At 49.3% G+C, this 25,126-nt stretch carries 26 protein-coding genes and 1 pseudogene; 11 read left to right on the forward strand and 16 right to left on the reverse strand.

Annotation, left to right across the window (positions count from 1 at the left end; translation table 11 throughout):
• Positions 1-31 precede the first annotated feature (31 nt).
• The 4 genes from K0H59_RS16360 to K0H59_RS16375 form a co-directional block, all read right to left on the reverse strand.
• Positions 32-1,819: an ABC transporter ATP-binding protein/permease gene (locus tag K0H59_RS16360; RefSeq protein ID WP_258405852.1), complete on the reverse strand. Its 1,788-nt coding sequence runs from the start codon at positions 1,817-1,819 to the stop codon at positions 32-34.
• A gap of 334 nt (positions 1,820-2,153) precedes the next feature.
• A complete protein-coding gene (gene hutZ, locus K0H59_RS16365; protein WP_220053715.1) occupies positions 2,154-2,711 on the reverse strand; it encodes a heme utilization protein HutZ in 558 nt (185 codons plus the stop codon).
• Positions 2,712-2,729: 18 nt separating this feature from the next.
• Positions 2,730-3,296 (reverse strand): heme utilization cystosolic carrier protein HutX, encoded by a 567-nt coding sequence (hutX, locus tag K0H59_RS16370; RefSeq protein ID WP_220053716.1) that lies wholly within the window; start codon positions 3,294-3,296, stop codon positions 2,730-2,732.
• Positions 3,297-3,317: 21 nt separating this feature from the next.
• Complete coding sequence (locus K0H59_RS16375; RefSeq protein ID WP_220053717.1) at positions 3,318-5,405, reverse strand: TonB-dependent hemoglobin/transferrin/lactoferrin family receptor; 2,088 nt, start codon at positions 5,403-5,405, stop codon at positions 3,318-3,320.
• Positions 5,406-5,653: 248 nt separating this feature from the next.
• Here K0H59_RS16375 and K0H59_RS16380 point away from each other — a divergent pair, with 248 nt between their 5' ends.
• The 7 genes from K0H59_RS16380 to K0H59_RS16410 all read left to right on the forward strand — a co-directional run bounded on the left by K0H59_RS16380 (position 5,654) and on the right by K0H59_RS16410 (position 11,073).
• Entirely contained in the window at positions 5,654-6,517 is an 864-nt protein-coding gene (locus K0H59_RS16380; RefSeq protein WP_258405853.1) for an energy transducer TonB, read from the forward strand.
• Positions 6,518-6,599: 82 nt separating this feature from the next.
• Entirely contained in the window at positions 6,600-7,337 is a 738-nt protein-coding gene (locus K0H59_RS16385) for a MotA/TolQ/ExbB proton channel family protein (RefSeq protein WP_220053718.1), read from the forward strand.
• Positions 7,334-7,771, forward strand: coding sequence for a biopolymer transporter ExbD (locus K0H59_RS16390; protein ID WP_220053719.1), 438 nt, complete (start codon positions 7,334-7,336; stop codon positions 7,769-7,771). The genes K0H59_RS16385 and K0H59_RS16390 overlap by 4 nt, the downstream gene beginning before the upstream one ends.
• 90 nt (positions 7,772-7,861) lie before the next feature.
• Positions 7,862-8,785, forward strand: a complete 924-nt coding sequence (locus K0H59_RS16395; RefSeq protein ID WP_220053720.1) for a hemin ABC transporter substrate-binding protein — start codon at positions 7,862-7,864, stop codon at positions 8,783-8,785.
• Between the two features lie 17 nt (positions 8,786-8,802).
• Positions 8,803-9,819, forward strand: coding sequence for an iron ABC transporter permease (locus K0H59_RS16400; protein ID WP_109286550.1), 1,017 nt, complete (start codon positions 8,803-8,805; stop codon positions 9,817-9,819).
• A gap of 11 nt (positions 9,820-9,830) precedes the next feature.
• The gene (locus K0H59_RS16405) at positions 9,831-10,649 is read left to right on the forward strand and encodes a heme ABC transporter ATP-binding protein (RefSeq protein ID WP_220053721.1); all 819 of its coding nucleotides are present in this window, start codon (positions 9,831-9,833) and stop codon (positions 10,647-10,649) included.
• A gap of 82 nt (positions 10,650-10,731) precedes the next feature.
• Complete coding sequence (locus K0H59_RS16410) at positions 10,732-11,073, forward strand: DUF2956 domain-containing protein (protein ID WP_220053722.1); 342 nt, start codon at positions 10,732-10,734, stop codon at positions 11,071-11,073.
• On the opposite strand, the gene K0H59_RS16415 is transcribed toward K0H59_RS16410, so the two are convergent.
• The 3 genes from K0H59_RS16415 to K0H59_RS16425 all read right to left on the reverse strand — a co-directional run bounded on the left by K0H59_RS16415 (position 11,070) and on the right by K0H59_RS16425 (position 13,340).
• Positions 11,070-11,435: a hypothetical protein gene (locus tag K0H59_RS16415; RefSeq protein ID WP_220053723.1), complete on the reverse strand. Its 366-nt coding sequence runs from the start codon at positions 11,433-11,435 to the stop codon at positions 11,070-11,072. The genes K0H59_RS16410 and K0H59_RS16415 overlap by 4 nt on opposite strands.
• A 97-nt stretch (positions 11,436-11,532) precedes the next feature.
• Positions 11,533-13,008 (reverse strand): FAD-binding oxidoreductase, encoded by a 1,476-nt coding sequence (locus K0H59_RS16420; RefSeq protein WP_220053724.1) that lies wholly within the window; start codon positions 13,006-13,008, stop codon positions 11,533-11,535.
• On the reverse strand, positions 13,005-13,340 hold the full coding sequence (locus tag K0H59_RS16425; protein WP_220053725.1) for a winged helix-turn-helix domain-containing protein: 336 nt from the start codon (positions 13,338-13,340) through the stop codon (positions 13,005-13,007). The genes K0H59_RS16420 and K0H59_RS16425 overlap by 4 nt, the downstream gene beginning before the upstream one ends.
• A gap of 198 nt (positions 13,341-13,538) precedes the next feature.
• Between K0H59_RS16425 and K0H59_RS16430 the strand changes: the two genes are divergently transcribed.
• On the forward strand, positions 13,539-14,090 hold the full coding sequence (locus tag K0H59_RS16430) for a DUF924 family protein (protein WP_220053726.1): 552 nt from the start codon (positions 13,539-13,541) through the stop codon (positions 14,088-14,090).
• A gap of 160 nt (positions 14,091-14,250) precedes the next feature.
• Entirely contained in the window at positions 14,251-15,072 is an 822-nt protein-coding gene (locus K0H59_RS16435; RefSeq protein WP_086902734.1) for an ABC transporter substrate-binding protein, read from the forward strand.
• A gap of 2 nt (positions 15,073-15,074) precedes the next feature.
• Here the strand turns inward: K0H59_RS16435 and K0H59_RS16440 are convergent, their stop codons facing one another.
• From K0H59_RS16440 to K0H59_RS16450, 3 genes are all read right to left on the reverse strand, one after another.
• The gene (locus K0H59_RS16440) at positions 15,075-15,512 is read right to left on the reverse strand and encodes a universal stress protein (protein WP_220053727.1); all 438 of its coding nucleotides are present in this window, start codon (positions 15,510-15,512) and stop codon (positions 15,075-15,077) included.
• A 162-nt stretch (positions 15,513-15,674) separates the two neighbouring features.
• Positions 15,675-16,106, reverse strand: a complete 432-nt coding sequence (locus K0H59_RS16445) for a universal stress protein (RefSeq protein WP_011718062.1) — start codon at positions 16,104-16,106, stop codon at positions 15,675-15,677.
• Between the two features lie 19 nt (positions 16,107-16,125).
• Positions 16,126-16,524, reverse strand: coding sequence for an STAS/SEC14 domain-containing protein (locus K0H59_RS16450; protein WP_011718063.1), 399 nt, complete (start codon positions 16,522-16,524; stop codon positions 16,126-16,128).
• Between the two features lie 197 nt (positions 16,525-16,721).
• Here K0H59_RS16450 and K0H59_RS16455 point away from each other — a divergent pair, with 197 nt between their 5' ends.
• Together K0H59_RS16455 and K0H59_RS16460 are read left to right on the forward strand one after the other, a co-directional pair.
• On the forward strand, positions 16,722-18,146 hold the full coding sequence (locus K0H59_RS16455) for a coniferyl aldehyde dehydrogenase (protein WP_220053728.1): 1,425 nt from the start codon (positions 16,722-16,724) through the stop codon (positions 18,144-18,146).
• Positions 18,147-18,167: 21 nt separating this feature from the next.
• On the forward strand, positions 18,168-18,776 hold the full coding sequence (locus K0H59_RS16460; protein ID WP_220053729.1) for a TetR/AcrR family transcriptional regulator: 609 nt from the start codon (positions 18,168-18,170) through the stop codon (positions 18,774-18,776).
• A gap of 59 nt (positions 18,777-18,835) precedes the next feature.
• Here the strand turns inward: K0H59_RS16460 and K0H59_RS16465 are convergent.
• From K0H59_RS16465 to K0H59_RS16490, 6 genes and pseudogenes are all read right to left on the reverse strand, one after another.
• Positions 18,836-19,638: pseudogene (locus K0H59_RS16465) on the reverse strand (CsgG/HfaB family protein).
• Positions 19,638-20,033 (reverse strand): curli assembly protein CsgF, encoded by a 396-nt coding sequence (locus K0H59_RS16470; RefSeq protein ID WP_220053730.1) that lies wholly within the window; start codon positions 20,031-20,033, stop codon positions 19,638-19,640. Before K0H59_RS16470 ends, K0H59_RS16465 begins: the two are co-directional and overlap by 1 nt.
• A gap of 10 nt (positions 20,034-20,043) precedes the next feature.
• Complete coding sequence (locus tag K0H59_RS16475) at positions 20,044-20,454, reverse strand: curli production assembly/transport protein CsgE (RefSeq protein WP_220053731.1); 411 nt, start codon at positions 20,452-20,454, stop codon at positions 20,044-20,046.
• Positions 20,455-20,686: 232 nt separating this feature from the next.
• Positions 20,687-22,342: a PAS domain-containing sensor histidine kinase gene (locus K0H59_RS16480; RefSeq protein ID WP_220053732.1), complete on the reverse strand. Its 1,656-nt coding sequence runs from the start codon at positions 22,340-22,342 to the stop codon at positions 20,687-20,689.
• A gap of 40 nt (positions 22,343-22,382) precedes the next feature.
• A complete protein-coding gene (locus K0H59_RS16485; protein WP_220053733.1) occupies positions 22,383-23,819 on the reverse strand; it encodes a sigma-54 dependent transcriptional regulator in 1,437 nt (478 codons plus the stop codon).
• A 96-nt stretch (positions 23,820-23,915) separates the two neighbouring features.
• Entirely contained in the window at positions 23,916-25,115 is a 1,200-nt protein-coding gene (locus tag K0H59_RS16490) for an ABC transporter permease (protein WP_220053734.1), read from the reverse strand.
• Between the last annotated feature and the right edge of the window lie 11 nt (positions 25,116-25,126).

The following is a 25,126-nucleotide window of genomic DNA, read 5'->3' on the forward strand; positions in this document are numbered from 1 at the left end:
GTTTTGTTTACGTTACATTCCCATCCGAACCTTACTCACTCAGCGCACTCACTTCATCCGTGAGCAGCTGCAAACTGGCAAACTCGCGATATAGGGCATTGGTTTGTATAAGAGTTTGATGCTTACCACTGGCGACGATACGCCCTTTATCGAACACGATAATTCGGTCCGCATTGATCACAGTGGCGAGGCGATGGGCGATGATAAGCGTGGTTTTCCCCTTCATCAATTCATCGAGAGCCTGCTTCACTTTTTGCTCACTTAAGGCATCGAGCGCACTGGTCGCCTCATCGAGCAGCAAGATAGGCCTGTCGGCTAAAATGGCCCTCGCAATGGCGATACGCTGCTTTTGACCACCGGATAAGCGCACGCCACGTTCACCCAAATAGGTTTGATAACCTTCACTAAACTCACTGATAAACTCATGGGCACGGGCTGCGATACAGGCATCTATCACCTCCTGCTCGCTGGCATCGACGCGGCCATAGCGCACATTCTCTAGCACACTGGTGGCAAAAATCACTGAGTCCTGCGGCACAAGCGCAAATTGCGCCCGCAAATCCTTTGGTGAAAGCTCAGCAATATCAATCCCATCCAAATGAATACTGCCCGATGACGGCACATAAAACCGCTGCAATAACTGAAATAAGGTACTCTTGCCGGCCCCACTCGGCCCGACCAAGGCCACCCGTTCACCCGCAGTAATCATTAGTTCTAAATCGCGGAGCACTAACTGAGTTTGCTCGGGATAATGGAAATTCAGCTGTTGCAATTGCAGCTCGCCACGCACTCTCGCAGGCAGCGTTTTAGGCACCAGTGGCGCAGGAATATCGACTTCAGTTTCAGCCAATTCGATTAAGCGTTCGGCGGCGCCTGAGGCGCGTTGGATCTCACCCACGACTTCACTAATGGTGGCGACGGCACCTGCCACCATCACGGCATAAAACATAAAGGCCGATAACTCGCCGCCCGTCATCTTACCCGACATCACATCGTGGGCGCCGACCCAAGTCACAGATGCTATGGCGGCAATACTTAAAAACATCACGGAGGAAATCAACATGGCGCGGTAACGAATGCGACCACTGGCGGCGGTCATCACATCTTCGACACGACCATTGAACAAACTACGGTCCTTATCCTCATGGCCATAGGCTTGCACTGTATGGATTTCATGTAAGGTTTCATCCACATAGGCACCCAAATCCGCCACCCTATCTTGGCTTTCCCGCGCCAAGGTTCGCACTTTTCGGCCAAAGAAACCGACAGGCCCTAGCACCAAAGGCACGGCCAGTAGTACGAGCAGCGTCATCTTCACGCTGGTGATCCCCATCATCGCCAGCCCGCCGATCACAGTCACGCCGGAGCGCAGCGCCATCGACAGACTCGAGCCGACCACGGTTTGCAACAGAGTCGAGTCGGCGGTAAAGCGCGAAATCACCTCACCGGTACGCACTTTGGCATAGAAGGCCGGAGACAGCTTCAGCAGTTGGTTATAAACCGTCAGCCTTATATCGGCGCTGACCCGCTCGCCGAGCCAAGTCATCAGATAAAAACGGCAAAACACCGCTGTGCCACTCACGGCAGTGATCAGCAACACCAACAGAATAATTTCATTGAGACGCTGGGCGTTATCCTTAATAAAACCTTCGTCCACCATCAGCCGCACGCCTTGCCCGAGGGATAGCCAGGCCAAGGAGCCAATCAACAGAAATACAATCGCCGCCACCACCCGCAGGCGATAGGGCTTAAGAAATTGCCAAATCCAGGGCAATACCGCCCGTTGGCGGATCGAAGAATTAGCAGCGTTGTGAGACATAGTGGACTCTGGTAATGATCGTGGGGGAAGTGTACTCGATTCTGTAGGCTCAGTTAGCGGTTTGTTCACTATTGATATCCTTAGGCTTTATATGCTCATCAACCTTAGCACAAGCGAGTATCAACAGAGCATACCCGAAAGCCCTCATGATAAACAAAGTGACCTTCGCAAGACGTAGCTGCAAAGCGGGCAATAACAAAGAATGAAGGCAAAACCAAAATGCCTCGAGGAATATAAAATAAACCCGCCTAGATAGCGGGTTTATGCTTTTGCTTTGAGTAGGTCAAGTTCAAGGCGCAGAAGTGTGAGATACAGATATTTATTAAGACTCGACTTAAGCTACTTGCATATCTTCGGGCGCTTTAGGTGTGCCATGGTGCCCATCACGCTTCCAGTTAACATCGAGTAATTCACTGCCCGTCAGACTAAAGGCTTGGCCAAAACCTTTCACATACAATCCCTGATGGGGCGCTAACTTATACAGATTAAAGTCCGTCAGTGCCGCGAGATTATCGGACATGTCGCCAAAGCGTTTTGATAACAGGCAGACTCCCTTACTAAAGGTGGGCGTATCCCGCTCAACCGCTTGAGCCAAAGCGTCGAAGGTGAGGCGTTTACGGGCGAATACGGACTTAGCTTCGGCTTCATCCTCCACCAGCATGACAGACACCTTGGTCGACTGCTTAAGGTTGTGGCCGTGACGCGCTAAGTCACTCACTAAGATGTAAAACCCATCGTCGGCTAAGGCAAATGGCGCATAACTGGCATTGGGTTGCCCATCCGTATCGACTGTTGCGAGTTGCAAAGTATGGCGCTGCTGTTTAAAGGCCTCAATTTCGGGTAACAGTTTGTCCCTTAAACGTTGTTCTTGCTCGGAGATTTCAGGCTTCATATTGGATACCTTAATAAATTATATCGGTGACTGTTGAGTAGCAAAGGTGCTCGCCAGCGTTTTAAAACGGCTAACTTGCTCAGGAAAAAGCACTCTTTGCTTGTCTCGTCCTAAATAAACTTTGAATACCACCTCGCCTTGAGGACCAAAAAAGTTAATCGAATGGCTCTCGCTGCCCCTAAAGGGTCTGCTGATTAGCGCGATCGCTCGCATGTTATCCAGCTTGAGATGACCATGAAGGCCATCGCCTTTGCTGTAGAGGTTGTAATATCCATGGGCAAATTTCCCTTGGGGAAAATCACCTTTAAATTCAAAAACGCTGCCCGAGAGCATCACTATCGTGGTCAGAGGTCCCCACTCGGGTAAGCTCTGCAGCAGCTCATCGATTTGCGTTAAAGGCAAAAACACCCGCTGCGCTTGCGGCAGTGCCGCGACCACATCAAGCTCGGCAATCCCTAATTCACTCGCCAGTTGTGCGGGCATTAAATCGGGCTGGCTGACAAAGCGCTGCCTTAACATGGACTGCGAGTCGGCATCTATGTGATGGCTAGGGTGACTGATTTCAGTGTCGATTGTCTGTGTCATTTGCATCTCCTAAAGCTGGGCCTAGAACATATAACGTGCTGACAACTTCATATTGCGACCAGGTTGATACAGGGTCTGCCATGCCTGCTGGTATTTCTCATCACCAATGTTTTCGATGGCAAAGTCGACTCTCAGGCCAGACATAGCCCCCATCGCTGGCTCCCATGCGAGGTACACATCCCACAGGGTATAGTCGTCATACTTAGCCACGCGATAACCTTCGGGCGTATTGGATTGGCTGGCGACATAGGTCACTCGGGTGCCGAGTTTCATATCGCCTTCCATGATGCCTTGGGATAGATCGACGTTAAACTTATTGGCGGGCATACCTTCGATATAGTCGCCAGTCTTACGGTCTTCACCTCGGGTCTGACCGTAATTCATCGCCAGCCGTGTTTGCCCAATGCGATAACGGCCGCTGAGCTCAAAGCCCGTTAATTGCGCATCTTCCACGTTATTCCATGAGGTGGTTTGCTCAAATCCTGGGATCCCCATTAACGGATTGGAGACTTGCTGAACGATAAAATCGTCCACATCGTTACGGAAGATGTTTAAGGTGAAAGCCAGCTCATCATCTCCGGCTAAGTCGTTGAAACGAAAATCGGCTTTCAGTTCTTTATTGCGGGCGACTTCAGACTTTAAGTTAGCATTCGTCACAAAGGTATTACACAGACCTTGGGGTAAAAAACCGGGGATCGGCGGAATGCAATAATGGGTACCAGTAGAAAACATTTCCTCAACCGTCGGCGCACGGAAAGCCTGATCATACCGTGCACTTAAGGTCAGCCACGGCTGAGTCTGCCAACTTAAGCCCAGCGAAGGCGATAACTCATTGTCATCCGCAGAAGCATTGAGGTTGTGACTCTCGTTTTTGAAGCTGTCATAACGTAAGGCGGCGTCGAGATTGACGGTTTGGGTCAATTGAATATCGGCACGGGTAAAGGCGCCCCACACTGTGGTCTCACCATCGATATCCCCTGGGCGCTGCCCCACTTGGCCCCTATCGTCTCTAACGGTTTTAAGGGTATCGCGATAACCATCGACACCATAGGTCAGCTTAGTATTACCAAGTTGCGAACGGTTGTTGAGATTGATGCCAATGGTGCGGTATTCGGTGCTATCGAATTGACCTTTGGTCACTCGATCTTCGTCATAATCCGTGCTATTCCAATAGACCTGCACTTTAGTGTCCAAATACGGATTATTTGCCGGCGCCAAGCTGTAATGAAGGGTAACGTTTTGATCGTCCGTTTTGCGGCGCACTAAAGGCACTGAACTGCTCACCGCAGCGGAAGGATTACTCGGCACGAGTTCATTAATCTTGCTAACTCTTGCCGACAACTCTAAGCGTGAAGCCTCATCGGCTTGCCATCCAAACTTAGCCAAACCACTGCTCCCCAAAGAAGCACTGTTCGCTAAGGTTTCGTCATTACCCGTATTGATATTATTGGAGTCGAAGTAAGATCCATTGATTAACCAATCAATAGTATCTTGTTGGCCATACACGGCAGCGCTGGTTTTAGTGCGGTCGCCATTAGTGTCATAGCCTTGCTTTAGATAGCCACCGAAGGTTTCGTTAGGAGCCAAGAAGTCTTGAGCCGATTTAGTATTCTGTGCCACCACACCACCGATAGCACCACTGCCCCAGAGACTACTGGCAGGACCGCGAATCACCTCAATTGATTTGAGTAATTCTGGATCCATAAAGTAAGAACCACGGTGACCAGAACTGGTATTCTGTCTTGCACCATCAATGGTTTGTAATACACGATCGCCGCTTAAGCCACGGATCTCAACCCCTTGAGACGTAGCTCTCGGACCATTGGTTAAAGTGATGTTGGCTTCATTTTTTAGCGCTTCGGCAACCGATGATGCCTGGGCCACATTGAGCAGCTCTTCACTCACAACGGCAACACTGCGGCTAGTTTGGGAGACTTTTTCACTCAAGCGTGTCGCGCTGACTAATACTTCATCAAACTCAGTCTCGACTAATCCCGGTTTCTTCTCCTTTTGCTGCGCAGTCACACCTTCTTCAGCCGCTAACGTGAAACTTAGCGCCGTAGTCGTTAATGCGATCGCAATGGCGATAACTAACGGCTTCTTTTGCATGGTTACATCCTTAAATCATCAATGATATTAATCGATTAGAATTAAAATCGACCATGTATGGTTAGTCCATCAACCTAGGTCGAGCTGCTGCATTTTTGAGCATCCATTTTCGTAATTGCTGGCACTCTAACTGAGATTGGAAAATTGATCAAATAGAAATCATTATCATTTGCGATCTTATTTATATTCACGTATCTTAATTAGCATTGATTGATGGGCGACTGTTTTTTGAACTTGGAAGGCGTACTGTGACACCGAAACGATATCTGGTTTTTGGCGCATTAACCGTTGCAATCCAAACGGGAGTGATTGCATCGCAGCCTGCTATGCCATTACCAAGTAGTCTCAATGAATCGGCACAAATGGCCGCATTCAAAGAAGCAAATAAAGCGGTTACCTTAAGCTTTGCCGCTCCTCGTGCAGCAGAAAAATCAGCGATAAAAAATACGCCTGCAAATACGATTACCGAAGATGCGATTTCAACAAATGTGCCTAATACCAGTAAGCCCCAAACGGCGTCAGCACTCACTGATACACCAGTAACTGAAATGGCAAGGCAAGCCTCCGCACCAACCGCAGCTAAGCCGCGAACGATTCAATCCGCAGTGCAGAACAAGCCAACGTCGAACACATCCTCTAAGGCTGATGCGACAACAGCAAAGCCTCTTATGGCCGCAAATACACAGCATCAGAAAGAAACTGAAGAGATAACAAAACCTTCTGACTTAGTGTTGTCGCAAATGGCAGAAATAAAGGCTCAAGATAATGCCGTTATTAACAACATCAATATGGCGCCCACCAGCGCCAGCGAGAACACTAAAGCCACTCCCGAGGTTATTGAACTGGCAACACCGACTTTTGCCAGTAAACCGCCGCAACCCACCTATCCACGCATGGCACGTAAAAAAGGGCTTGAAGGCACGGCGACGGTAGAAGTGATGTTTAACGAATTTGGACAACAGCTCGCCCTCACCTTAGTGAAAAGCTCAGGCGTTGGACTATTAGATCAAGCGGCATTAGAGGCGGTTGAGACCTGGGAGTTTCAAGCCCCCACCAACAAACTGGCCAGCCATTACAAGGTGAGAGTACCTATTCGGTTCGCCTTAAATTGAACGTCCCTAACCGCAGTATTCCAGTTATCGCTGATAGCTTAATAACCCATTATTAAATAAAGAATTTAACCTAAGAGGCTTAATGCCCATGACTGACTTTTCCACCCTACAGGCTCAACTCGGCGCCCTGACTTGGCCGCTACTTATCTGCGCTTTTATCGCGTTAATGATTTGCCTCGAACGTAGCGCCTTATTTTTACAGCAATCCTTTGCATCTATGTCGCCCAAAAAACAGGCTTGGGTGAAAACGCTGCGTCAATCCGATGCCAAGGCCAACAGTGAAACTATTCAAGCGCTTATCAATAGTACGAATCGTCAGCAGGACTTACTGACAAGGGGCGCCAATTTACTGCTAAAACAAGCCGATAAGCCAAAGCCGCTCAGGGAAGAATTACTCAGCCTGTGGCTGAACAAGCAGCAAAGGGACTTACAAGCGGGTCTCAAGTTACTGCAAGTGATTGGGATTATTAGCCCGTTACTGGGTTTATTGGGAACAGTACTGGGGCTGATTGAGATGTTCGCCCAGTTAGGGCAATCCCAAGGTCCCGTCACCCCATCACAGCTCAGTGCAGGGCTTGGGCTGGCGATGAACACCACGGCTGCGGGCCTGATTATCGCGGTGCCGACCATTACCGCCGCCCATCTGTTTGGGATCTGGGCCCATAGTCAATGCGTAAAAGTGAGTCATGTATTGAATCAACTCAATTTGTGGCTATCTGGGGTTGAACATATCGCCCTCGAGCAGAATCACTATCAGGCTTTTGCCGACGTTAATCGTGCTAAACCCACATCTAACACTCAACTCGAGTCACAGCCATGATCAGTGCCGATAGAGCCTCATTACCTCAAGCGGGGATCTCGGCCTTAGAGCCCCTTCCGAGCATCGATCTTACGGCGTTGATTGACATTATTTTTATCGTCTTAGTGTTTCTATTACTGACCGCCAATAGCCGTTTGATGAGTTTACCCGTGGAAGTGCCGCAAAGCCCAAGCAGCGCCATCACGGCCGTCGAACCAAAAGAATCCATCGCCATCAATATTATGGCAAGCGCTCCCCACTGGGCGCTAAACGGTGAGACCTATTCCGACTTAAACGCCTTCAGTTCGGCATTTGAAGAACAGCTAAAACACCATCCTCAGGCCAGTATCGTTATCGCCGCAGATAAAGCTGCGCCGGTAGAACCCTTAATGCAGCTGTTAGCGCTCTTGCAGGGCAATGCCATCAGCCAGACGCAGATTTTGATGGAGCATTAATCACTTAGGTTAAAGCAGAACATTTTCGAAACCATTTCCTTGGCAGTAGCTTTTACCTGCCTTGCACACAGATGAAGTAGGAGTTTACCCATGTTGTTTCAAGCCAATCGTCATGCCAATAAATCCGCCAATAACTGGCGGCTATTTTTCCAGGCACTCACCCTCTCAACGTTCGCGGCCTTATTCTCGACCCATGCCTTATCGCAGGAGATAAAACTGGTTAGCGCGGGCGCTGGGGTGACTGAGCTTGTGCTTGCCCTAGATGCAGCTGACGAGCTGGTTGCAGTGGATTCCACCAGCTATCTTCCAGAGCATTTAGCGTCAATAGCCAAACTGGGGTATCACAGAATGTTGTCGGCCGAAGGCATTATGGCATTGTCTCCAACTCTAGTTGTTGGATCTGAGGTAATGGGGCCAGAAACCACACTCAATGTGCTCAAACAGGCCAAGATAGAGGTAGTGAAGTTACCCTCAAGTGCCGATGAGAAACAACTGATGACGAATATTGACACCCTAGCTCAGCTACTGAAACGCACTGACCAAGCGATACAGTTAAAACAAGATTTGCATCAAAGACTTGAAGGGCTACATAAACAGCAACAGCAATTGAGCCAACAGCAGGCCCAGCCGAAAATCCTGTTTATGTTATTACAGGAAGGACGCGGCGCCCGCGTCGGCGGTAAAGGCACTGCGGCCGATACCATTATCGCGCTCTCGGGGGCGAAGAATATTGCCGACTTTGAAGGTTATAAGAGTCTATCCCAAGAGGGCATACTCTCACTCCAGCCCGATGTGATTTTACTCTCTACGCGCAGCGAGCAGAGCGATGCACAAACGGATGAACAAACCGCGCAAGCACTCTTAAAGGAAATGCCGTTACTCGCCCATACTCCCGCAGGCAAAAATGGCTATATCCAAACCCTTGCGCCGCAAGCCTTACTCGGCGGATTAGGCATTAGCGCAATCGGAGCGGCTGAAACCTTGGCCGCCACTTTGCTCAAGCAAAATCAATAATGTTAGGGCCGATGAGTATGTTACAACATCGCTGGCTATGGCCCACAATGGCAACGCTGCTACTCCTCAGCAGCTTGCTTTCCGTCAGTGTTGGGCCGGTGAATATCAGCCTTATAGACTCCCTTAGCGCGGTATTTAATTGGGCCACGGAGCAAAACATTGGCAATCTCGCGCCCCACGAGCAACTGGTTGTCAGCAATGTCCGCTTGCCTCGCACCTTATTGGCCCTTGCCGTTGGGGCTATGTTGGCCCAATGCGGTGCAGTGATGCAGGGATTGTTTCGTAACCCCTTGGCTGATCCTGGGATTATTGGCGTGTCATCCGGCGCGGCATTAGGTGCGGCCATCTGCATAGTGCTATTCCCCCACGCCGAATCTGTCATGATTTCTGTCAGCGCTTTTGCCTCTGGTTTAATCACTACCCTTATTGTCTATCGTCTTGCCAGCAGCGCTTTAGGCACATCGGTCGTGTTATTGCTCTTATCAGGCGTCGCCGTTGCCGCACTCGCCGGAGCTGGGATTGGCGTGTTGACCTATTTAGCCAATGATATGGCGCTCAGGGACTTAACCCTGTGGCAGATGGGCAGTATTGCCGGCGCACAATGGCAATATGTGGGTTTGTGTTTAGTGGTGTTAGCCCTGCTCAGTTGGCAATTTAATCGTGATGCCAAGGCGCTTAATGCCCTGCTACTCGGTGAGGCCGAGGCTAGGCATTTAGGGATTGATGTTGATTCACTCAAGCTGAGACTCATACTGCTCTGCGCCTTAGGGGTTGGCGTCAGTGTTGCGGCAACGGGCATTATCGGTTTTATTGGCTTAGTCGTACCCCATTTAGTGCGTATGTTGTTGGGGCCAGATCATCAACGCCTCCTCCCCATGAGCGCCCTGTTAGGTGCCGCCTTGTTGGCACTTGCCGATATCGGCGCGCGCGCCTTTTTACCCCCAGCGGAACTCCCCGTTGGCTTAGTGACAGCGCTCATTGGCGCACCATTCTTTATCTTTTTACTCCTGCAACAACGCAGCAAATTAATCTAAGCGAGAACCCCATGGCTATGAGCTTATCGGCTGCGCCCGTCGCTAAACAACATTTTGAACGTACTCAACTAAGCGTGGATAGACTCAGCTACGCTATCGGCGATAAGGCGGTGTTAAAGGACATTTGTGTGCAATTTCAACCGGGCAGTGTCACCGCTCTGTTAGGGCCGAATGGCGCGGGTAAGTCCACACTGTTAAAGGCACTGTGCCAAGAGATCCCCGCCGCGCGCGGCAGCATTCGGCTTGGGCACTGCCCGCTTGTCAATTGGCCAAGGGCTGAACTGGCAAAATCGCTCGCAGTGTTGCCGCAGCACGCGAGTTTAACCTTTCCCTTTAAGGTGCATGAAGTGGTAGCCATGGGGCTTTATCCCTTAACCTTGAGTCAAAAAGAGGGACAGCAGTTAGTCACAAAATGGCTCACCGAGGTGGAGATAGTGCACTTGGCGCAGCGTAGCTACCCCACCCTTTCGGGCGGTGAAAAACAAAGAGTGCAGCTGGCGCGGGTATTAACTCAATTGAGCCAATCCCCCTTCCCGCCGATTTTACTGCTCGACGAACCCACCTCGGCACTGGATCTGGCGCAGCAACATAAGGTATTAGCGCTGGCAAAAAATCTCGCCCACAAACACGCCTACACTGTGATTGTGGTACTACACGATCTCAATCAGGCCGCCCGTTACAGCGACAGGGTTATCGTCCTCAAGCAGGGTGAAATCGTCAGTGAAGGCTCGGCAAGTGAGGCCTTATCGGCCGAGATAATTCGGCAGGTGTGGGATTATGAACCTGAATTTATTCCTGCACCACAGGGTGGTTATCCATTGATTTTTTAATCCGAAATCGAACTCGCTAAGCTTTTTCACTTAAGGTTAAGGGTATAATCGTGCCAATCGATATCGCCAGTACATTGAGCAGATGAAAAACACAATTTCCACCGAGACGCAGCAAGACGCCTTAAGCATTGCCAAAGCCACGCAAAAACCGGGGCAAACGAAGGAACAGACTAAGCTTATCGCTCAAGGGATTGAAAAAGGCATTGCCGAATACAAAAAACGCCAAAAAGCCAAGGCCCGTGAGCGCGATAAATTGAGAAAACAACAACTAAGGGTAAGAAACCAACAAGCAAGCGCGGCCGACGAGATGGATGACGGCGAAGATTTTTCGCTGCCGCAGACTCAATTTACTCCTGTCGCTTGGGCCGCCATCGCCCTGTTACTCCTTAGCTGGCTTGGCTTTGGAGCCTATATCTTCCTTTAACTCAGGAGATTAACGCGTAACGTATCAAGGTAGATGGCAAGCTCCTGCGGCAGAAATGTTTGTGCAGTAAGCGCCTTAGCATTGATATTGCCAGCCTTTAGCTGGACTCGCCCTGTCTCCGGCAAAAAGACCAACTCAATCCAGTTGGCTCTGTCGGGGTAGCCATCGAGTGTTAGGCAAAGCGTATTGTCCCGCTCTATCGCAGACTGACAATCCCAGCATTGGCCGACAAGGTCGAGCAGCACTTGCCCGCTTTGCATGTCGGTTAATCTGGGCGCATACACCCAATGGGACATGCGCATTTCATGGGGAATGGTTTCCAGCTTAAGGCGGCCCTGTAGAAAAAACTGTTCGGTTAACATATTCGGATCATCAAAGTAGTTATCGTGTATAAATAAATCGTGTATGAATAAAAATGATTCGGTAATGGGCTGACTAACACAATGGTTTATAAGTAGATTAACTCATTAAGCCTTCTAATCGATTCGCGAGCCGCTTAGCTAAGCCCTTTTGCCAAGCCGCACTCTTTGGCTGACTGTAGAGCCTATCTTCCCATGTAAAAATCTTATTCATGCCATGGTAAGCGAGCCAAGGTAAAGGCTCGCGCTCCCAGGGGGCTAATACCTGTTGAACTGAAGCATTAAACGCCCAAGGCATGGTCGCAAGCTGTGTATCACGTTCTAATATCAAGTCCACCAGCGTGCGGGCAAATAGGTTTGCCGCTCCGACACCTTCCCCGCCATAGCCGCCAATCAGACCTAAACCGAGACTCTTATCAAAGATGGCATGGGGAGAAAAGCGCCTCGCCAAGGCTAAGGTACCGCCCCAACCATGGGTAATTTGAATACCTTTAAGTTGAGGAAATAATGCCAGTAATAATTGATAACGAAAGCCAAATTCGCCCTCGAAAGCAAGCAGATGCGGGCTTTGATTGGCGGTAAATGTCGCATTAAAGAGCCTAGGGTCAAAACCAAATTCGGTGCGTATTTTCGCCCCAAAGCCATAGCCGCCACGGGCACCAAATATCAGCCGATTATCAGGACTGCGCTGGCCATAAGTCACTATACGACTGGCATCACTAAAGGTCGCGCGATTGGCTAAGCCAATTGTATCCCATGTGGCGTCCGTTAATGGCTCGGTGGCGATAAGCAAACTCTGCACGGGTAAGGTGAATCGCCCCAGACCACTGAGCTGACGCAGATAACCTTCCACTGCGGGCACCACAATCGCCGCACGAACATTTCCTTGCGGCGTCTGTAATTGGGTTTGTGCATCGCCAAGATGCGCCATGTGATTTACAGGGGTGTGCTCGTAGATCTTCACCCCTAAGCTTTGTACGAGCTCAGCCAAACCACAGACAAGTTTCGCCGGATGTATTCGCGCGCAATGGGGGGTAAAAAGTGCCGCTTGGCCCTCGGCCATAGACACTTGCTTATCGAGCTCAGGCTTATCCAACCAACGTATATCTTCTTCGCCAAAACCTTCTGCGCGCCACTGCGCTAATTCGGCTTTAATATTGGCTAATTGTTCGGGATAACGCGCCGCCACCCGCAAGTTACCGCCATGGTGTAAATCATAGTCGATATGGTGCTTGGCACAAACTGTAACCACTTCAGAAATAGTTTCTTGAATAATGGCTTTAGCGATAAGGCGCTGCTCGCCTTGAAGCTGATTAAGATAGGCGACATCGCCACTGAAACTGCCCATCAACCAACCGCCATTGCGACCGGATGCACCTTGGCCTATGCATTCGGCCTCAAGGATAACCACAGACAGATTTGGCTGGTATTGCTTTAGATAATAAGCCGTCCAAAGCCCGGAATACCCCGCACCGATAATGACCACATCGGCGGTGATATCCTGCACTAAGGGGGGTAAAACGGCTCGTTGATTTAACTGAGGCTCAGTGTCGAACCAAAATCCGCGCTCTTTCACGCCAACGCTTCACGCGAGGCATTAACACCAATGATTGCGGCAATTTCATCGACATGGGTATCAACCCAAGCGCTGCTGATTGGCCCCCAAGTGACGATACGATAATAACCTGCATTGTTACGGCTGCCGTCCTGCACAAACTCGACTCGAATCCCAATATCTTCAAATGCGGCGATAGAATCCTGCAACGTGCGCCGAGGCATTCCAGTTAACTTATTGAGTGATAAAAGGTTATGTCGTTCATCATCCATTAAATGCGCTAAATATAACTTACGCAAAAATGCCTTATGCTGTTTCGACATCGATTGAGTGGCTGCGGCTTCTAGGGGCATAGAGGAACGATCCAAAAATTGATCAAGAGTCTATAAAACTACTTGATATTCAGTGAATAAGAAATAGCCTCAGCGCAAATTATTAGGCAGAGTTTACAGGGCTACACTCACCAATATTGGACAAATTTACCTCATTGACTTGTGTTTATCCCCCCATGGCTGTTATTTCTAAGAGGAGTCAATCGATGGGAGTAAGTGATGAGCCAAATGATTACCGCTGAGCAAGTGCTACATTTCTGGTTTGAGGAAATCTCACCTAAATCTTGGTGGATCAAAGACCCTGAATTTGATGCTTTAATCCAGTCACGCTTTGAAGACTTACTCAAACAAGCCAAACGGAGTGAACTTGCCGATTGGCGCGTCACGCCTCAAGGTCGTTTAGCCGAAATCATAGTGCTGGATCAATTCTCCCGAAATATTTATCGCGATACGCCCGCCGCGTTTGAGGCCGATGCCATCGCCCTCGTCCTTGCCCAAGAGGCCGTAGCCCAGCAGGTTGACCAAGCACTTAAGCCAAAACAAGTGCCCTTTTTATTTATGCCCTACATGCATAGTGAGTCGCCGCTTATTCATCAAGTTGCGGTGAAATTATTCAACCGAGAAGCGGCCATCGCCAATTTAGCATTTGAACTGAGGCACAAGGAGATTATCGACAGATTTGGTCGTTATCCCCATCGAAACAAGATATTAGGTAGAGAGTCTACCGCAGAAGAGATCGCCTTTTTAAGCCAACCAGGATCCTCCTTCTAAAAGCCTGATTGCGCTTTTGCTAAATAAAATAACTAAGACTATAAATTAGCAAACTACACTTATTGCTGTAGGTCATGGAGCGGCCAATACAGGTTAGTGACTCACAACGAGGTATTGATGAGTGATGAAACACGCTAAAGTTGCTTCAGGTTCCGCCAGAATGTCCCGGCTTCGTTACCGATTGTTGGGCTTAGCCGCCCTAATTCATCCCCAAATAATGCAGGCGGCGGAGCTGAAAATTGGGGTAAGCCTTTCTATTCCCCCCTATGTCATCCAAGAATCCAACAGCGGTTTAGAGCTTGAATTGTTATACCAAGCGTTAGCCGTTAAAGGTCACAACGCCAGCATTCACTACCTGCCCTTGGCCCGTACTTTCCATGAGCTCAAGGAAGGCAAACTCGACGGCATTATCAACATTAAAGACGGCATGGTTGATAAAGTCTTTTACTCCGATGTCGCCATCCGCTACCAAAACTGCGCCATCAGCCTCGATGATAAAGATTTCACTATCAATAGCGTTAAAGACTTAGACGGTAAGAAGGTGGTGGCCTTTCAACGCGCTTCGATATTGCTTGGGGAAGAATTTACCCAAATGGCGAAAACCAATCCCAGTTATCAGGAACAGGCCAGACAGATACAACAGGTGTATATGCTGATGAAGCACAGGGCCGATGTCGTGGTGATGGATAAGAATATCTTTAAATACTATCTCAAGCAGGCATTTATCGAGGGGAAATTGACCGAGGCAGAAATCAAACAAGTGGCTATTTGCAATCGTATTTTCCCACCCACAGAATATAAATTTGCCTTCTTAAATGAACAAATTCGTGACGACTTTAATCAGGGATTAAAGCAGATCACCGAAGATGGAACACTCAACGCGCTACAGGAAAAATATCGACGTTTAGTGTCCCTAGATAATGAGGCCGAGGCGGCTAATACCCTGCTGGATCATTCAGTGTTAAAGCATGATCCGCTCTGATCCTACTTAACGACTAGTACCGGACACTTAGCGAGTCGCACCACATCTTGACTCACATGGGGTTTTAAAAAGTCCATTAAGCTAGTGCTACCATGGCTGGCAATGACCACCATGCCTACATCGGAGGCTTCGGCGAGAATTTCTTCACTGGCATCACCATGGCGAATGACGGGTTTGATACTAAGGCCTGACTTTAATCCCTGTTGCATCTCCTGCTGAAGGCTTTGCATTTTTTGATCGACGAATGCGGCGAGCTGTTGCTCTAACGTCGCAGGCGTCTCCACAGCCACACCGTAAAAGTGGGCGCTTCGTGCCGGGCTAACGACATGCAACAAGCGGATATCCACCTGATAAAGATTTGCCATTTCAACCGCATATTTAAGAGCGTGGGCGGCAGTTGCCGAAAAGTCCGTCGGGCATAACACTTCTTGAGTACGCATAATCTTATCCATCGCTTATGGTTGTTTCGCCCAATAATGGGGGCTGATAATCTGTATTTTATAGCAGTAAATCGGGACAAGCAGCTAGGTCGTAAAATTAATTATGCTTTAGCAATCAAAAACAAAGGGCGCCTTAGCGCCCTCTTATCAGAGCTTTAAATGCTATTTCACTACCAGTACAGGGCAAGCGGCGCCATTGGCAACGGCCTCGGCGACATTGGTGTGTAAAAAGTGCGATATCCCCGTCCGGCCATGGCTGGCAATCACCACCATGCCCACATCCTTACCATTGGCTTCTTCTAAAATCTGATCGACGGGATCGCCACGGCGAATCAGGGTGGTAATAGGTAATTCGGTTTTGAGCCCCTCGAGCAAAGCCTGCATCTTGGTTGCGGCGGCTTCTTCCATACTCTTAGCGAGTTCCTCAGGCGTGATCGCTAAGATCATGTAGTTCTCGTCACCGATTGGTTGCTCAACAACGTGTAATATCTTTAGCCCTACATGGTATAGATTTGCCATTTCAATAGCATAACGTAGCGCATGGGCCGCAGTTTCCGAAAAATCTGTGGGCCAGAGTATTTGACCTGAACGCATAATCTGTTCTCCTTAATGGCTAGTCATCGTTAAGCTCATCTTTGAGCCAAGTAATAGCATCCAGCTTATCGACAAAAAACTTAACCTCGGCCGGAGTGAACCAGTTTGCCAGCTTTGCCATCACCTCCTGTAACGTCGTTTTACCGACTATGGCAATCCGCTCAAAGTGACGAACATGCTTAACCCCTAATTTTAGATCGTCCCAAGCGGCTTGAAGTTCCCAACCTTCGAGCTCAGTCACATCGACTAAGGCATAAATATCGGGATCTTTTACCCCTGCTAACGCGGCCTCGAGCACGGGCACCATCACCTCATAATCTTGATGAGTTAAGGTACCAACCGCTTTAAAGGCAACAAAAAAATCATCATCGCCATAACGCTCAATGCCAACAGAAATACCATGCTTTAACAAAGTCATACCTACTCCTTGTCTAACAAACTACCTTTTAAGTGTAGAAGTTAAGCCCATAACAGGCCGTGATCTTGCTCATAAAAGCACCAGAACACTTGCGTATGCTCACGCTGTTCGCTAGGATAAACCGACTAATCAGTCGGTTTGTTTTTATACACCACAAATCGCTTCCAAAGCTTAAGGCTTTCACCCGAGGGATCACTATGAATATGGCAACAGACCCAGCAAAAATCTCGCCACTCACCGAGTTACTCCAGCGCCAACGTGCAAGTTACTTGGCAGCCCCGAATCCCGATTACGCTATCCGTAAAGAACGCTTACTACGCCTTAAGGCCGCCTTGCTGAAATTCCAACAGCCGCTCGTCGAGGCACTTTCACAGGACTATGGCCACAGATCGGTCGACGATAGCTTGATTTCCGACATTATGCCCGTAGTCAACAACATCAATTACAGCTTGAAAAACCTAAAGAAATGGCTCAAGCCAAGCCGCCGTCATGCGGGCATCTTACTCGCCCCAGCCCAAGTGAAAGTGCATTATCAACCGCTCGGGGTGATAGGGATTATTGTGCCTTGGAACTTCCCCGTCATGCTCTCCATCGGCCCCTTAGTTACGGCCATCGCCGCTGGCAACCATGCCATGCTCAAACTCTCGGAATTCACCCCAGCGACCAATAGTGTCATTAAGCAATTGCTTGCCGAAGTGTTTGAAGAATCCCATGTTGCCGTAGTCGAAGGGGAAGCCGATGTCGCGGCGCAGTTTTCAGCCCTGCCCTTCGATCATCTGCTGTTCACAGGTTCAACCACAGTCGGTCGCCATGTGATGCGCGCCGCCGCCAATAATCTCACGCCAGTGACTCTCGAGCTGGGCGGGAAGTCGCCAGTGATTATCGCCCCCGATATGCCACTTGAGATAGCAGTAGAACGAATGATTTATGGTAAGTGTTTGAATGCAGGACAAATCTGTGTAGCACCTGACTATGTGCTTTGTCCTAAGGCGAAAGTGGCAGAGTTTATTCAAGCCTATCAGACGAAATTCCAGGCCATGTATGGCGCCATTACTCATAACAAAGACTACGGCAGCATTATTAATGCCCGCCAGTTTGAACGTCTGCTAACAGTGCTTGAAGATGCCAAGGCTAAAGGCGCTAAGGTGATCCCCGCCTCGAATGACACGATTGATAGCCAGCATCGTAAACTCGCTACTCAGCTCATTACCGATACCACTGAAGATATGCTATTGATGCAAGAAGAAATCTTCGGCCCACTGCTGCCAGTGATTGGTTATGACAACCTAGATGAGGCCATTAGCTACGTGAACCATCGCGCCCGCCCCTTAGCCCTATATGTGATGAGCTTTGATGAAGCGAGCCAACAAAAAATCCTCAAGCAAACCCATTCCGGCGGTGTGTGCATCAACGAAACCGTGTTCCATGTGGCGGCCGATGATGCCCCCTTTGGCGGTATCGGCCCATCAGGAATGGGGCATTACCACGGCAAGGAAGGATTCCTCACCTTTAGCCACGCTAAAACCGTGCTCAGTCGAGGTCGCTTCAACACGGGTAAGTTTGTCCATCCTCCCTATGGCACTTTTATCCAACGCATGTTGATGAAGCTGTTTTTACGCTAATACGGGCGCTTAGGAGTAATTATGCCGAGCTTATTACCAACAGATACAGACACTAAACCCATGACAGATAAACGTCAGGCCATTTTGGAGACCGCCTTACGCTTATTTGTCGACCAAGGGTTTCATGGCACCTCGACCGCATCGATAGCCAAGCAGGCGGGCGTCGCCACCGGCACTCTCTTCCATCATTTTCCGACCAAGGAAGCACTGATGGAAAACCTTTTTCTTACCATCAAGCAAGAATTTGCCGATGCCTTGTTGTTACAGGTCGGCGAGGGGCAAGATCTTAAACACAATGCCGAAACACTCTGGCAGAGTGCGATCGATTGGTCGATTGAAAATCCAGTCAAACAATTGTTTTTCCAGCAGTATTCTATGTCACCGCAGATAGCACTGCATATTCGTGAGCAGGCGATGAACAGCATCCTAGGCTTTATCGCGCAATTGATAAAACAGGGGCAGTTAATGGGACTGATTGCACACTATCCCGTTGATTTAATGCTGGAAAACTGTCACGGACAATACTTGGCCGCCACGCGCTTTTTTATCGATAACCCAGAATTAGGCCAAGATAAACATTACCGTGATGCCAGCTTTGCACTGTTTTGGAAGGCATTACAGGCCGATTAACCATAAAAAAAACCGAGCCAGACATGTCGCTGGCTCGGTGCTTGTTATCGCAACGGGAATTAACCTTGGCTCAACTCCTGCTGTCTTTCAGCGGGTTGTGTCACCTGAGCCTGACTCCAATAACCTTGCTTAATGCCCTTATCAATCAACTCGGCAACCGCGAGTTCGATGGCCTGCAACACGCAAAATTGCACGGGTTCGTTAGTGGTAAAACCGACTTCCGCCTCGGCCAAACGATTCAAACTGGTATAGCGGAACAGACCTGCACGCATTTCCTGCGAAAGCACTCTCTTACTGGTGGATACAGACATCATCACTTTACCCGTGTGCACATCGACCGCGCGCAGATAGTGACTAAATCCTCACGGTACATTTCTGAGGCGCCGATACCATAGTATTCCACCCCTGTGCCGCCCGTGCTGGTGTTGGTCTCGTAGCTGATAATACCGCCTTCTAATAGCAATCTCGCCGTTGATAACACCGGAATATCATCACCCTTAGTACCATTTTGTTTGTTGCTGATTTTGCGCTCAGTCAGTAGGTTTTGCAGGCCCTCACGCTCGACGGGGGTAAACCATTTCGAGTCAATCAAGGTTTGCATCAGCATCGATGTCGCCCCTTGTGTAACCGCAGTAGAGAATGAACTCACGTTCGCCTGAGGCTTATACTGGCCCGTTTGGTCGCGAAACGAGTACACGGCCACAGGGATAGTAAACTTAGGCCCAGGCTGACTCTGTAGCCCTTTCATCACCTCACTCATCGGATTAACTTGAGCGGGCGTGATATTTAAGTCAGGCTTTGGGATCAAGCTACAGGCTGACATACTCAGCAGCATCAGGGCGATAAACACTAAACGAGTCATTAGTTTCCGCCTCCGAAGGTTGGCATTTCAATCACTGTCACTTCACCGGTTTCGATATTGGTGATGGTCAGCATCACCCCAGTGCCAGTGGAAGCCACTTCAATACGGAAATCACCGGTATCGTACACCCCATCGGTGATCTCCCCGTCGGCCACGCCACGGGTGATGGAGTTAATGATGTTACGTTCTAAGGATTCCTTAAAGCGGGTAACAAAGTCCTTCTCGGTCGAGCTGGCTTTGTTATCGTTTTGAGCCTGCGCTTTATTCAGCAGAAAGGAGCCATTAAGCGGATTACCGCCAAAGCTGGGATTCACAGGGGTATAGATTAATTCGGTTGCTTGGCTTGTGCATGCCATGCTAAGCACGGCAAGAGAAAGTAACGTCCTGTAAGTCATTATTATTATCCTAAAAGTCGTCCGTTGTTCCTGAAAAATCACCCGTAATGGCATTGGCTCGAACCTGAGCTAAATAATCAATGGTCAGCAATATGGCCTGCTCTGCGCTTTCCTTAATCGGATTGGCGCGGCGGCCAAAGTGCGTGGTATAGATGCGCGTACCGTTGACCTCTAAGGTTAAAACCGTGCCCGCCTGCGGAAACACAGTCTCATATAGGGTCACGTTAAAGCCTTGGGTAAAGGGCAATTCGCGCCAATAACTTGAATAGTAAAAGCCAAAATCCTTACCAAAACGGGTTAAGGTTCTGTCTATAACTAATCCACTGATTTCAATGTCATTATCGGCAAAAACACTGGGGGAACTGACAAGCAGCAAGGGACACAAGATGCAGACGAACAACCGCTTTTTTAACGATCTCACTTTCCTCTCCCTGTTGATGAAAGCCACCCATTGCGCGATATCCAAAGCCGAACCAAGGGCCAGCCCTTAGTCAACATTTTCGCTTACGCAGGGTAACAGGGCAGCCGATCTTTCGTCATTAGAGAGAGGGGTAAATTAGCCCGAAAAGCTAAGGTAAAAACCGCAAAATAGCCCATTTGGGTAATACATTCGGCTGAGGAGTGAAACCTCTTGATACACACTTAAACGCGGTTTATTGCGGCAGCCACAAATGTACCGATAGGCCGCCGTCGCTGCGATTATGCATGCTAATGCTGCCATCGTGGGCTTCGATAATTTCGCGGCACAGTGGCAGGCCTAAACCCGTGCCCGATTGTTTAGTCGAGTAAAAGGGCAATAGTGCTTGCTCTAACACTTCCTCGGACATACCACTGCCACGATCTTCGATTTTGATACTAAAGCCCGCCCCATCGACCATGGTTTGGTGGCGAATAGAGAGCGTCACTTCATCGGGGTTAGAACCAGATTCATGGGCATTTTTCAATAAATTCAGCAGGACTTGCTCCATCTGCCCTTGGTCGAAATAGCCCATTTCAGCGGGTAACTCATTGGCTAAGATAAAAGGATAATGTTGAGTTAAATGCTCGATAAGCTGCTGCCACGGCACCTCACGTCGCTGCGGTAAAGGCAGTTTAGCAAAGCGCGCATAATTGAAAATAAACTGGCTCAAGTGATTCGTGCGACTCTCTATGGTGTCGAATATCAGCTTAAGCTTGGGATTATCGAGATCTTTCGTCAGTAAACGCCCCGAGTTCACCATGGAGGCGATGGGCGCGACGGAATTATTTAGCTCATGGCTGATAATGCGGATCACCTTCTTCCATACCGCCACTTCCTGACGATTAAGCTCTCGGGTCATCTGCTTGAGCAAGATTAAGTTATGCTGTTGGTTATTCAGTAAAAACTGGCCACGGCTCAGATACCAAGTCTCAGTATCATCCTCACCCATGGTAAACAGGCCGCTCTTTTCTTGCTTAAGCGCCAAGGCAAGCGCTTCGGGTAAGCCTTGCAGCAACTCGTCGAGGCTCAAACCTTCCATCTTGCCTTTAATATGAAAAAGATGCCGCGCCGCATCGTTGGCATACATGAGTTTTTGGTGATCGTTAAACAGCAGCATCACATTCGGAGAGCTTTGAATTACCTTATCCAGCAGCAATTCCCGCTGGTAAATATATTGCCGCTCTTGGCGCAGCTTAGCCGCCGAATCATTGAATAACTCCGCCAACGCTTTCAGCTGCCCTTCACCATTCGCCGGAATGCTCACGCTAAAGTCATTGTCGTTAAAGTTGAGTAAACCAACCTCTAATGCATTGAGACTGCGAGCTAAATGCCGGGTAAACCAAGCCACACCCAAGGCACAGGTGCCGCAGGCAAACAGTAATATGAATAGCCATTCAGTGATTGGCGGTGTGGACACTGCCTCGTGTTCTAACTTCAACTTAGGCAGCGAGATAGGTTCAGCGGGTGGCGCTATGGGGGGCACTTCAGGATGGACTGAAGGGCTAAAGAGTCCGTCTTTAAGTTGCTCGAGTTTATAGAGCTTAATTTGCAGCTGTTCTTGCTTAAGTTGCTCCAACTTTTGCAGCTCATGCTTAATCTGTTCCGCCCTTAAACGCTCTTGCAATGGCAAAGATTGCTGTAATTGCTCGTTATTTTTAATTGCTGCCTCGACAGTCTCTTGCAGCTTATCTACATCGAGGGGCGGTATAGTTATATCGGGGATCTTGATGGGCGCAGCGACTTCAACGGGCGAGATAGTCGGACGATAGCTCACAACACCTAAGGTCAAGAGCACACCTAAGGCGCAGCAAACGGTTGAATAAATGATTAATTTTGTTCGCAGTTGCACCTAAAATTCCGCCTAATGCTCAGTGTTTATCATGCTATGACTATTTTTCTAGACCAAACTTATCCATGCGGCGATACAAGGCCTGTCGACTCAAGCCTAGGGATTTCGCCACGCGCGCAATCACGCCCTTGTGTTGCCTTAGGGCCATTTCAATCTGCTCACGGCTAACATCCATAGCGTCGCTAGAGTCCGATTGAGCAGGCCCGTCATGATGCAAACTTTTCACCTGCGGCTCAATCGGTGTCATTGCGGACAGGGTTCGCCCAAATGTCGTAGTGCTTATTGCACTGGAATGACTTCCCTGGGCGGGTGGTAACCCAAAATCGGCTTCGGTTAACACTCGGCTTTGGGCCAATAGCGCCGCACGTTTGCAGGCATTTTCCAACTCCCGCACATTGCCCGGCCAGCGGTGCTGCAACAGGGCTTGCTGCGCCGGTTTACTCAGGCTAAAACCCTCGCCGACAAAATGCTTCACTAAGGGCAAGATATCGTCAATTCGTTGATTCAGCGGCGGTAAGGCCAATTCAATCACATTCAAGCGGTAGAATAAGTCCTCACGGAAACGCCCCTCGGCAATATCTTGGGCCAGGTCGGCGTTGGTCGCACTGATCACCCTCACCTTCACCTTTAAGGTTTTATGGCAGCCTAAGCGCTCAAACTCCCCGGTTTGTAATACCCGCAGCAATTTCACTTGGCCCGACAGGGGTAAATTACCAATTTCATCCAAAAACAGCGTGCCGCCATCGGCCGCCTCAAAGCGACCAATGCGCGCCTTATTGGCGCCGGTAAAAGCTCCCGCCTCGGCACCAAAGAGTTCTGCTTCGAGCAACTCCATCGGCAAGGCGCCCACATTCACCTTGATAAAAGGTTTGTTTTTTAAGGGGGAATTGGCGTGAATAATATCGGCAAGCTTGTCTTTACCCGCACCATTGGGGCCGGTGATCAACACTGACACATCGGAGCGCGCCAGTTGTAAGGCTAAGTCGATACAGCGCTGCATAGCGCCACTGCCAAACACGATTCCACAGAGATCCGCATCGGCGATCGCCACCTGACGCTGGGAATTCACTCGCTCGAGTTGTTGGTTTGCACGGGCAAGTTTATGTAGCGCGATTAAATTATTGATACTGTTTAGTAACTTAGCATCATCCCACGGTTTACCCATATAATCGGCGGCGCCCGCTTTCACTAGCTCGACCGCCGTTTCTAGCTGGGTCCACGCCGTCATCAGAATGATCGGTAGATCTTGCTGACGCTCACGCAGGGCATAAAACAACTGCCGCCCTTCTTCCCCCGAGGTGGTATCGCGGGTGAAGTTCATATCTTGGATAACCAAATCAACATCTTGGGTTGCCATTAGGCTAAAGGCATCTTCGGGCGTATGGCAAGTCAACACCTGATAACCATTGATCTCCAGCATTAAACCTAAGGCCTGGCAGATGGCATGGTTATCGTCGACAATCAGAATAGTGTCCATGTGAGCATGTGCGTCCTGAGTAAAACTATTAACCTTAAAGTAACAAAAAGTGCAATAACATCCTACTGTTATCGCACTTAATGCCCTTCAACTTATTTAAACACTGCGGGTGGCTGTCGCCGGAGAAATCTTCGCGGCCTTGCGAGCCGGTAAGTACACCGCAAGGGTGGTTACCGCAAACAGCCCCGCCACAGTCAACAATGGATAGACTATCTCCAGCATCGGCAGGCTATAGAGGCTCATCAATTGCTGGCCGAGCTGAATCGCTAACAGCACACCAATGCCGCCGCCGAGCAAGCAGAGCAGATAGTTCTCGACGAGAAAGTAGCTGATAATATCGCGCTTTTTCGCCCCTAACGCACGGCGAGTGCCGATTTGCTTAGTGCGGCGCTGGATATTAAACATCACCATGCCTGTCACCCCAAGGGATGTGATCAGCAGCAGTAACACCACCATCATGGTCAGTACGGTTGCCATTAACTCATGGTCACGGTACGCCTCGACACGGCGCTCTCCCATGGTCGTAAAACCTTCGACCACGCGGCTCGGATATTCCTTGTGCAGCAGCTCGGGAATGACTTCCTTGAGGCGAGCCATATCGCTCGACTTAGCTCTTACTAAATAGCGTTTATAATCAGCGGGATAATTCACCGACAACACTGAGCTAAACTCCAAGTTTTTGTTATCCACCCACGCCGTTTGTAAGCGCTCCAGCACTCCAATCACCACAAAGTGCTGCGTGCCCATATAGACGCTTTTCCCGAGCGCGGTTTCATTCGGCCATACCTTATCGGCAAAGGCTTTAGTGACGAGCATCTTGCCACCATCTTCCAGCAACTCTGTGGTGATCTCCTGGGGATAGAAGTTACGTCCTTCGACTAACTTCAGCCCTAGGGAGTTGATAAAATGCTCATCACTCATATACATGCCTGTATTGGGCGTGGATTTAGCACGCTCCTCGGGCCCCAGCGTAAAGTTACTCGACCAACCGCCACCACTCAGGGGAGCCATTGAGGTGGGCGCAACATCAATCACCCCAGGAATGGCACGCAGAAGTTCCAAATCCCGTTTATCCTGCGCGACTAAATCCGTCGATTTATCAAAATGATAAATACTGAAATCGAAAACTTCGCTTTCAACAACCCCCGAATCACGTGCCATTAAATTCAGGCGCTCGGCGATGATAAAGCTCGCATTCGCGACGATAGCCACAGATAAAATGATCTGTAATAACAGCAACAAGGGGCCGCTTTTACTGCGTAATAAACTGCTGAGAATAGGTTTGATATGTAACATATTGCCCCCGA

Origin of the sequence: Shewanella sp. FJAT-51649 (genome assembly GCF_019457435.1) — a bacterium.
Classification (GTDB): Bacteria; Pseudomonadota; Gammaproteobacteria; order Enterobacterales; family Shewanellaceae; genus Shewanella; species Shewanella mangrovisoli.

What these genes read in the sequence shown, in the direction of transcription:
- K0H59_RS16485 (WP_220053733.1), bottom strand. Translation starts at nt 23,819, where the DNA reads ATGGACACTATTCTGATTGTCGACGATAACCATGCCATCTGCCAGGCC.
- K0H59_RS16450 (WP_011718063.1), bottom strand. Translation starts at nt 16,524, where the DNA reads ATGACTTTGTTAAAGCATGGTATTTCTGTTGGCATTGAGCGTTATGGC.
- K0H59_RS16375 (WP_220053717.1), bottom strand. Translation starts at nt 5,405, where the DNA reads ATGCAAAAGAAGCCGTTAGTTATCGCCATTGCGATCGCATTAACGACT.
- K0H59_RS16390 (WP_220053719.1), top strand. Translation starts at nt 7,334, where the DNA reads ATGATCAGTGCCGATAGAGCCTCATTACCTCAAGCGGGGATCTCGGCC.
- K0H59_RS16435 (WP_086902734.1), top strand. Translation starts at nt 14,251, where the DNA reads ATGTCCCGGCTTCGTTACCGATTGTTGGGCTTAGCCGCCCTAATTCAT.
- K0H59_RS16385 (WP_220053718.1), top strand. Translation starts at nt 6,600, where the DNA reads ATGCCCATGACTGACTTTTCCACCCTACAGGCTCAACTCGGCGCCCTG.
- hutX (WP_220053716.1), bottom strand. Translation starts at nt 3,296, where the DNA reads ATGACACAGACAATCGACACTGAAATCAGTCACCCTAGCCATCACATA.
- K0H59_RS16405 (WP_220053721.1), top strand. Translation starts at nt 9,831, where the DNA reads ATGGCTATGAGCTTATCGGCTGCGCCCGTCGCTAAACAACATTTTGAA.
- hutZ (WP_220053715.1), bottom strand. Translation starts at nt 2,711, where the DNA reads ATGAAGCCTGAAATCTCCGAGCAAGAACAACGTTTAAGGGACAAACTG.
- K0H59_RS16440 (WP_220053727.1), bottom strand. Translation starts at nt 15,512, where the DNA reads ATGCGTACTCAAGAAGTGTTATGCCCGACGGACTTTTCGGCAACTGCC.
- K0H59_RS16460 (WP_220053729.1), top strand. Translation starts at nt 18,168, where the DNA reads ATGCCGAGCTTATTACCAACAGATACAGACACTAAACCCATGACAGAT.
- K0H59_RS16470 (WP_220053730.1), bottom strand. Translation starts at nt 20,033, where the DNA reads ATGACTTACAGGACGTTACTTTCTCTTGCCGTGCTTAGCATGGCATGC.
- K0H59_RS16490 (WP_220053734.1), bottom strand. Translation starts at nt 25,115, where the DNA reads ATGTTACATATCAAACCTATTCTCAGCAGTTTATTACGCAGTAAAAGC.
- K0H59_RS16360 (WP_258405852.1), bottom strand. Translation starts at nt 1,819, where the DNA reads ATGTCTCACAACGCTGCTAATTCTTCGATCCGCCAACGGGCGGTATTG.
- K0H59_RS16455 (WP_220053728.1), top strand. Translation starts at nt 16,722, where the DNA reads ATGAATATGGCAACAGACCCAGCAAAAATCTCGCCACTCACCGAGTTA.
- K0H59_RS16415 (WP_220053723.1), bottom strand. Translation starts at nt 11,435, where the DNA reads ATGTTAACCGAACAGTTTTTTCTACAGGGCCGCCTTAAGCTGGAAACC.
- K0H59_RS16425 (WP_220053725.1), bottom strand. Translation starts at nt 13,340, where the DNA reads ATGCCCCTAGAAGCCGCAGCCACTCAATCGATGTCGAAACAGCATAAG.
- K0H59_RS16395 (WP_220053720.1), top strand. Translation starts at nt 7,862, where the DNA reads ATGTTGTTTCAAGCCAATCGTCATGCCAATAAATCCGCCAATAACTGG.
- K0H59_RS16400 (WP_109286550.1), top strand. Translation starts at nt 8,803, where the DNA reads ATGTTACAACATCGCTGGCTATGGCCCACAATGGCAACGCTGCTACTC.
- K0H59_RS16410 (WP_220053722.1), top strand. Translation starts at nt 10,732, where the DNA reads ATGAAAAACACAATTTCCACCGAGACGCAGCAAGACGCCTTAAGCATT.
- K0H59_RS16430 (WP_220053726.1), top strand. Translation starts at nt 13,539, where the DNA reads ATGAGCCAAATGATTACCGCTGAGCAAGTGCTACATTTCTGGTTTGAG.
- K0H59_RS16445 (WP_011718062.1), bottom strand. Translation starts at nt 16,106, where the DNA reads ATGCGTTCAGGTCAAATACTCTGGCCCACAGATTTTTCGGAAACTGCG.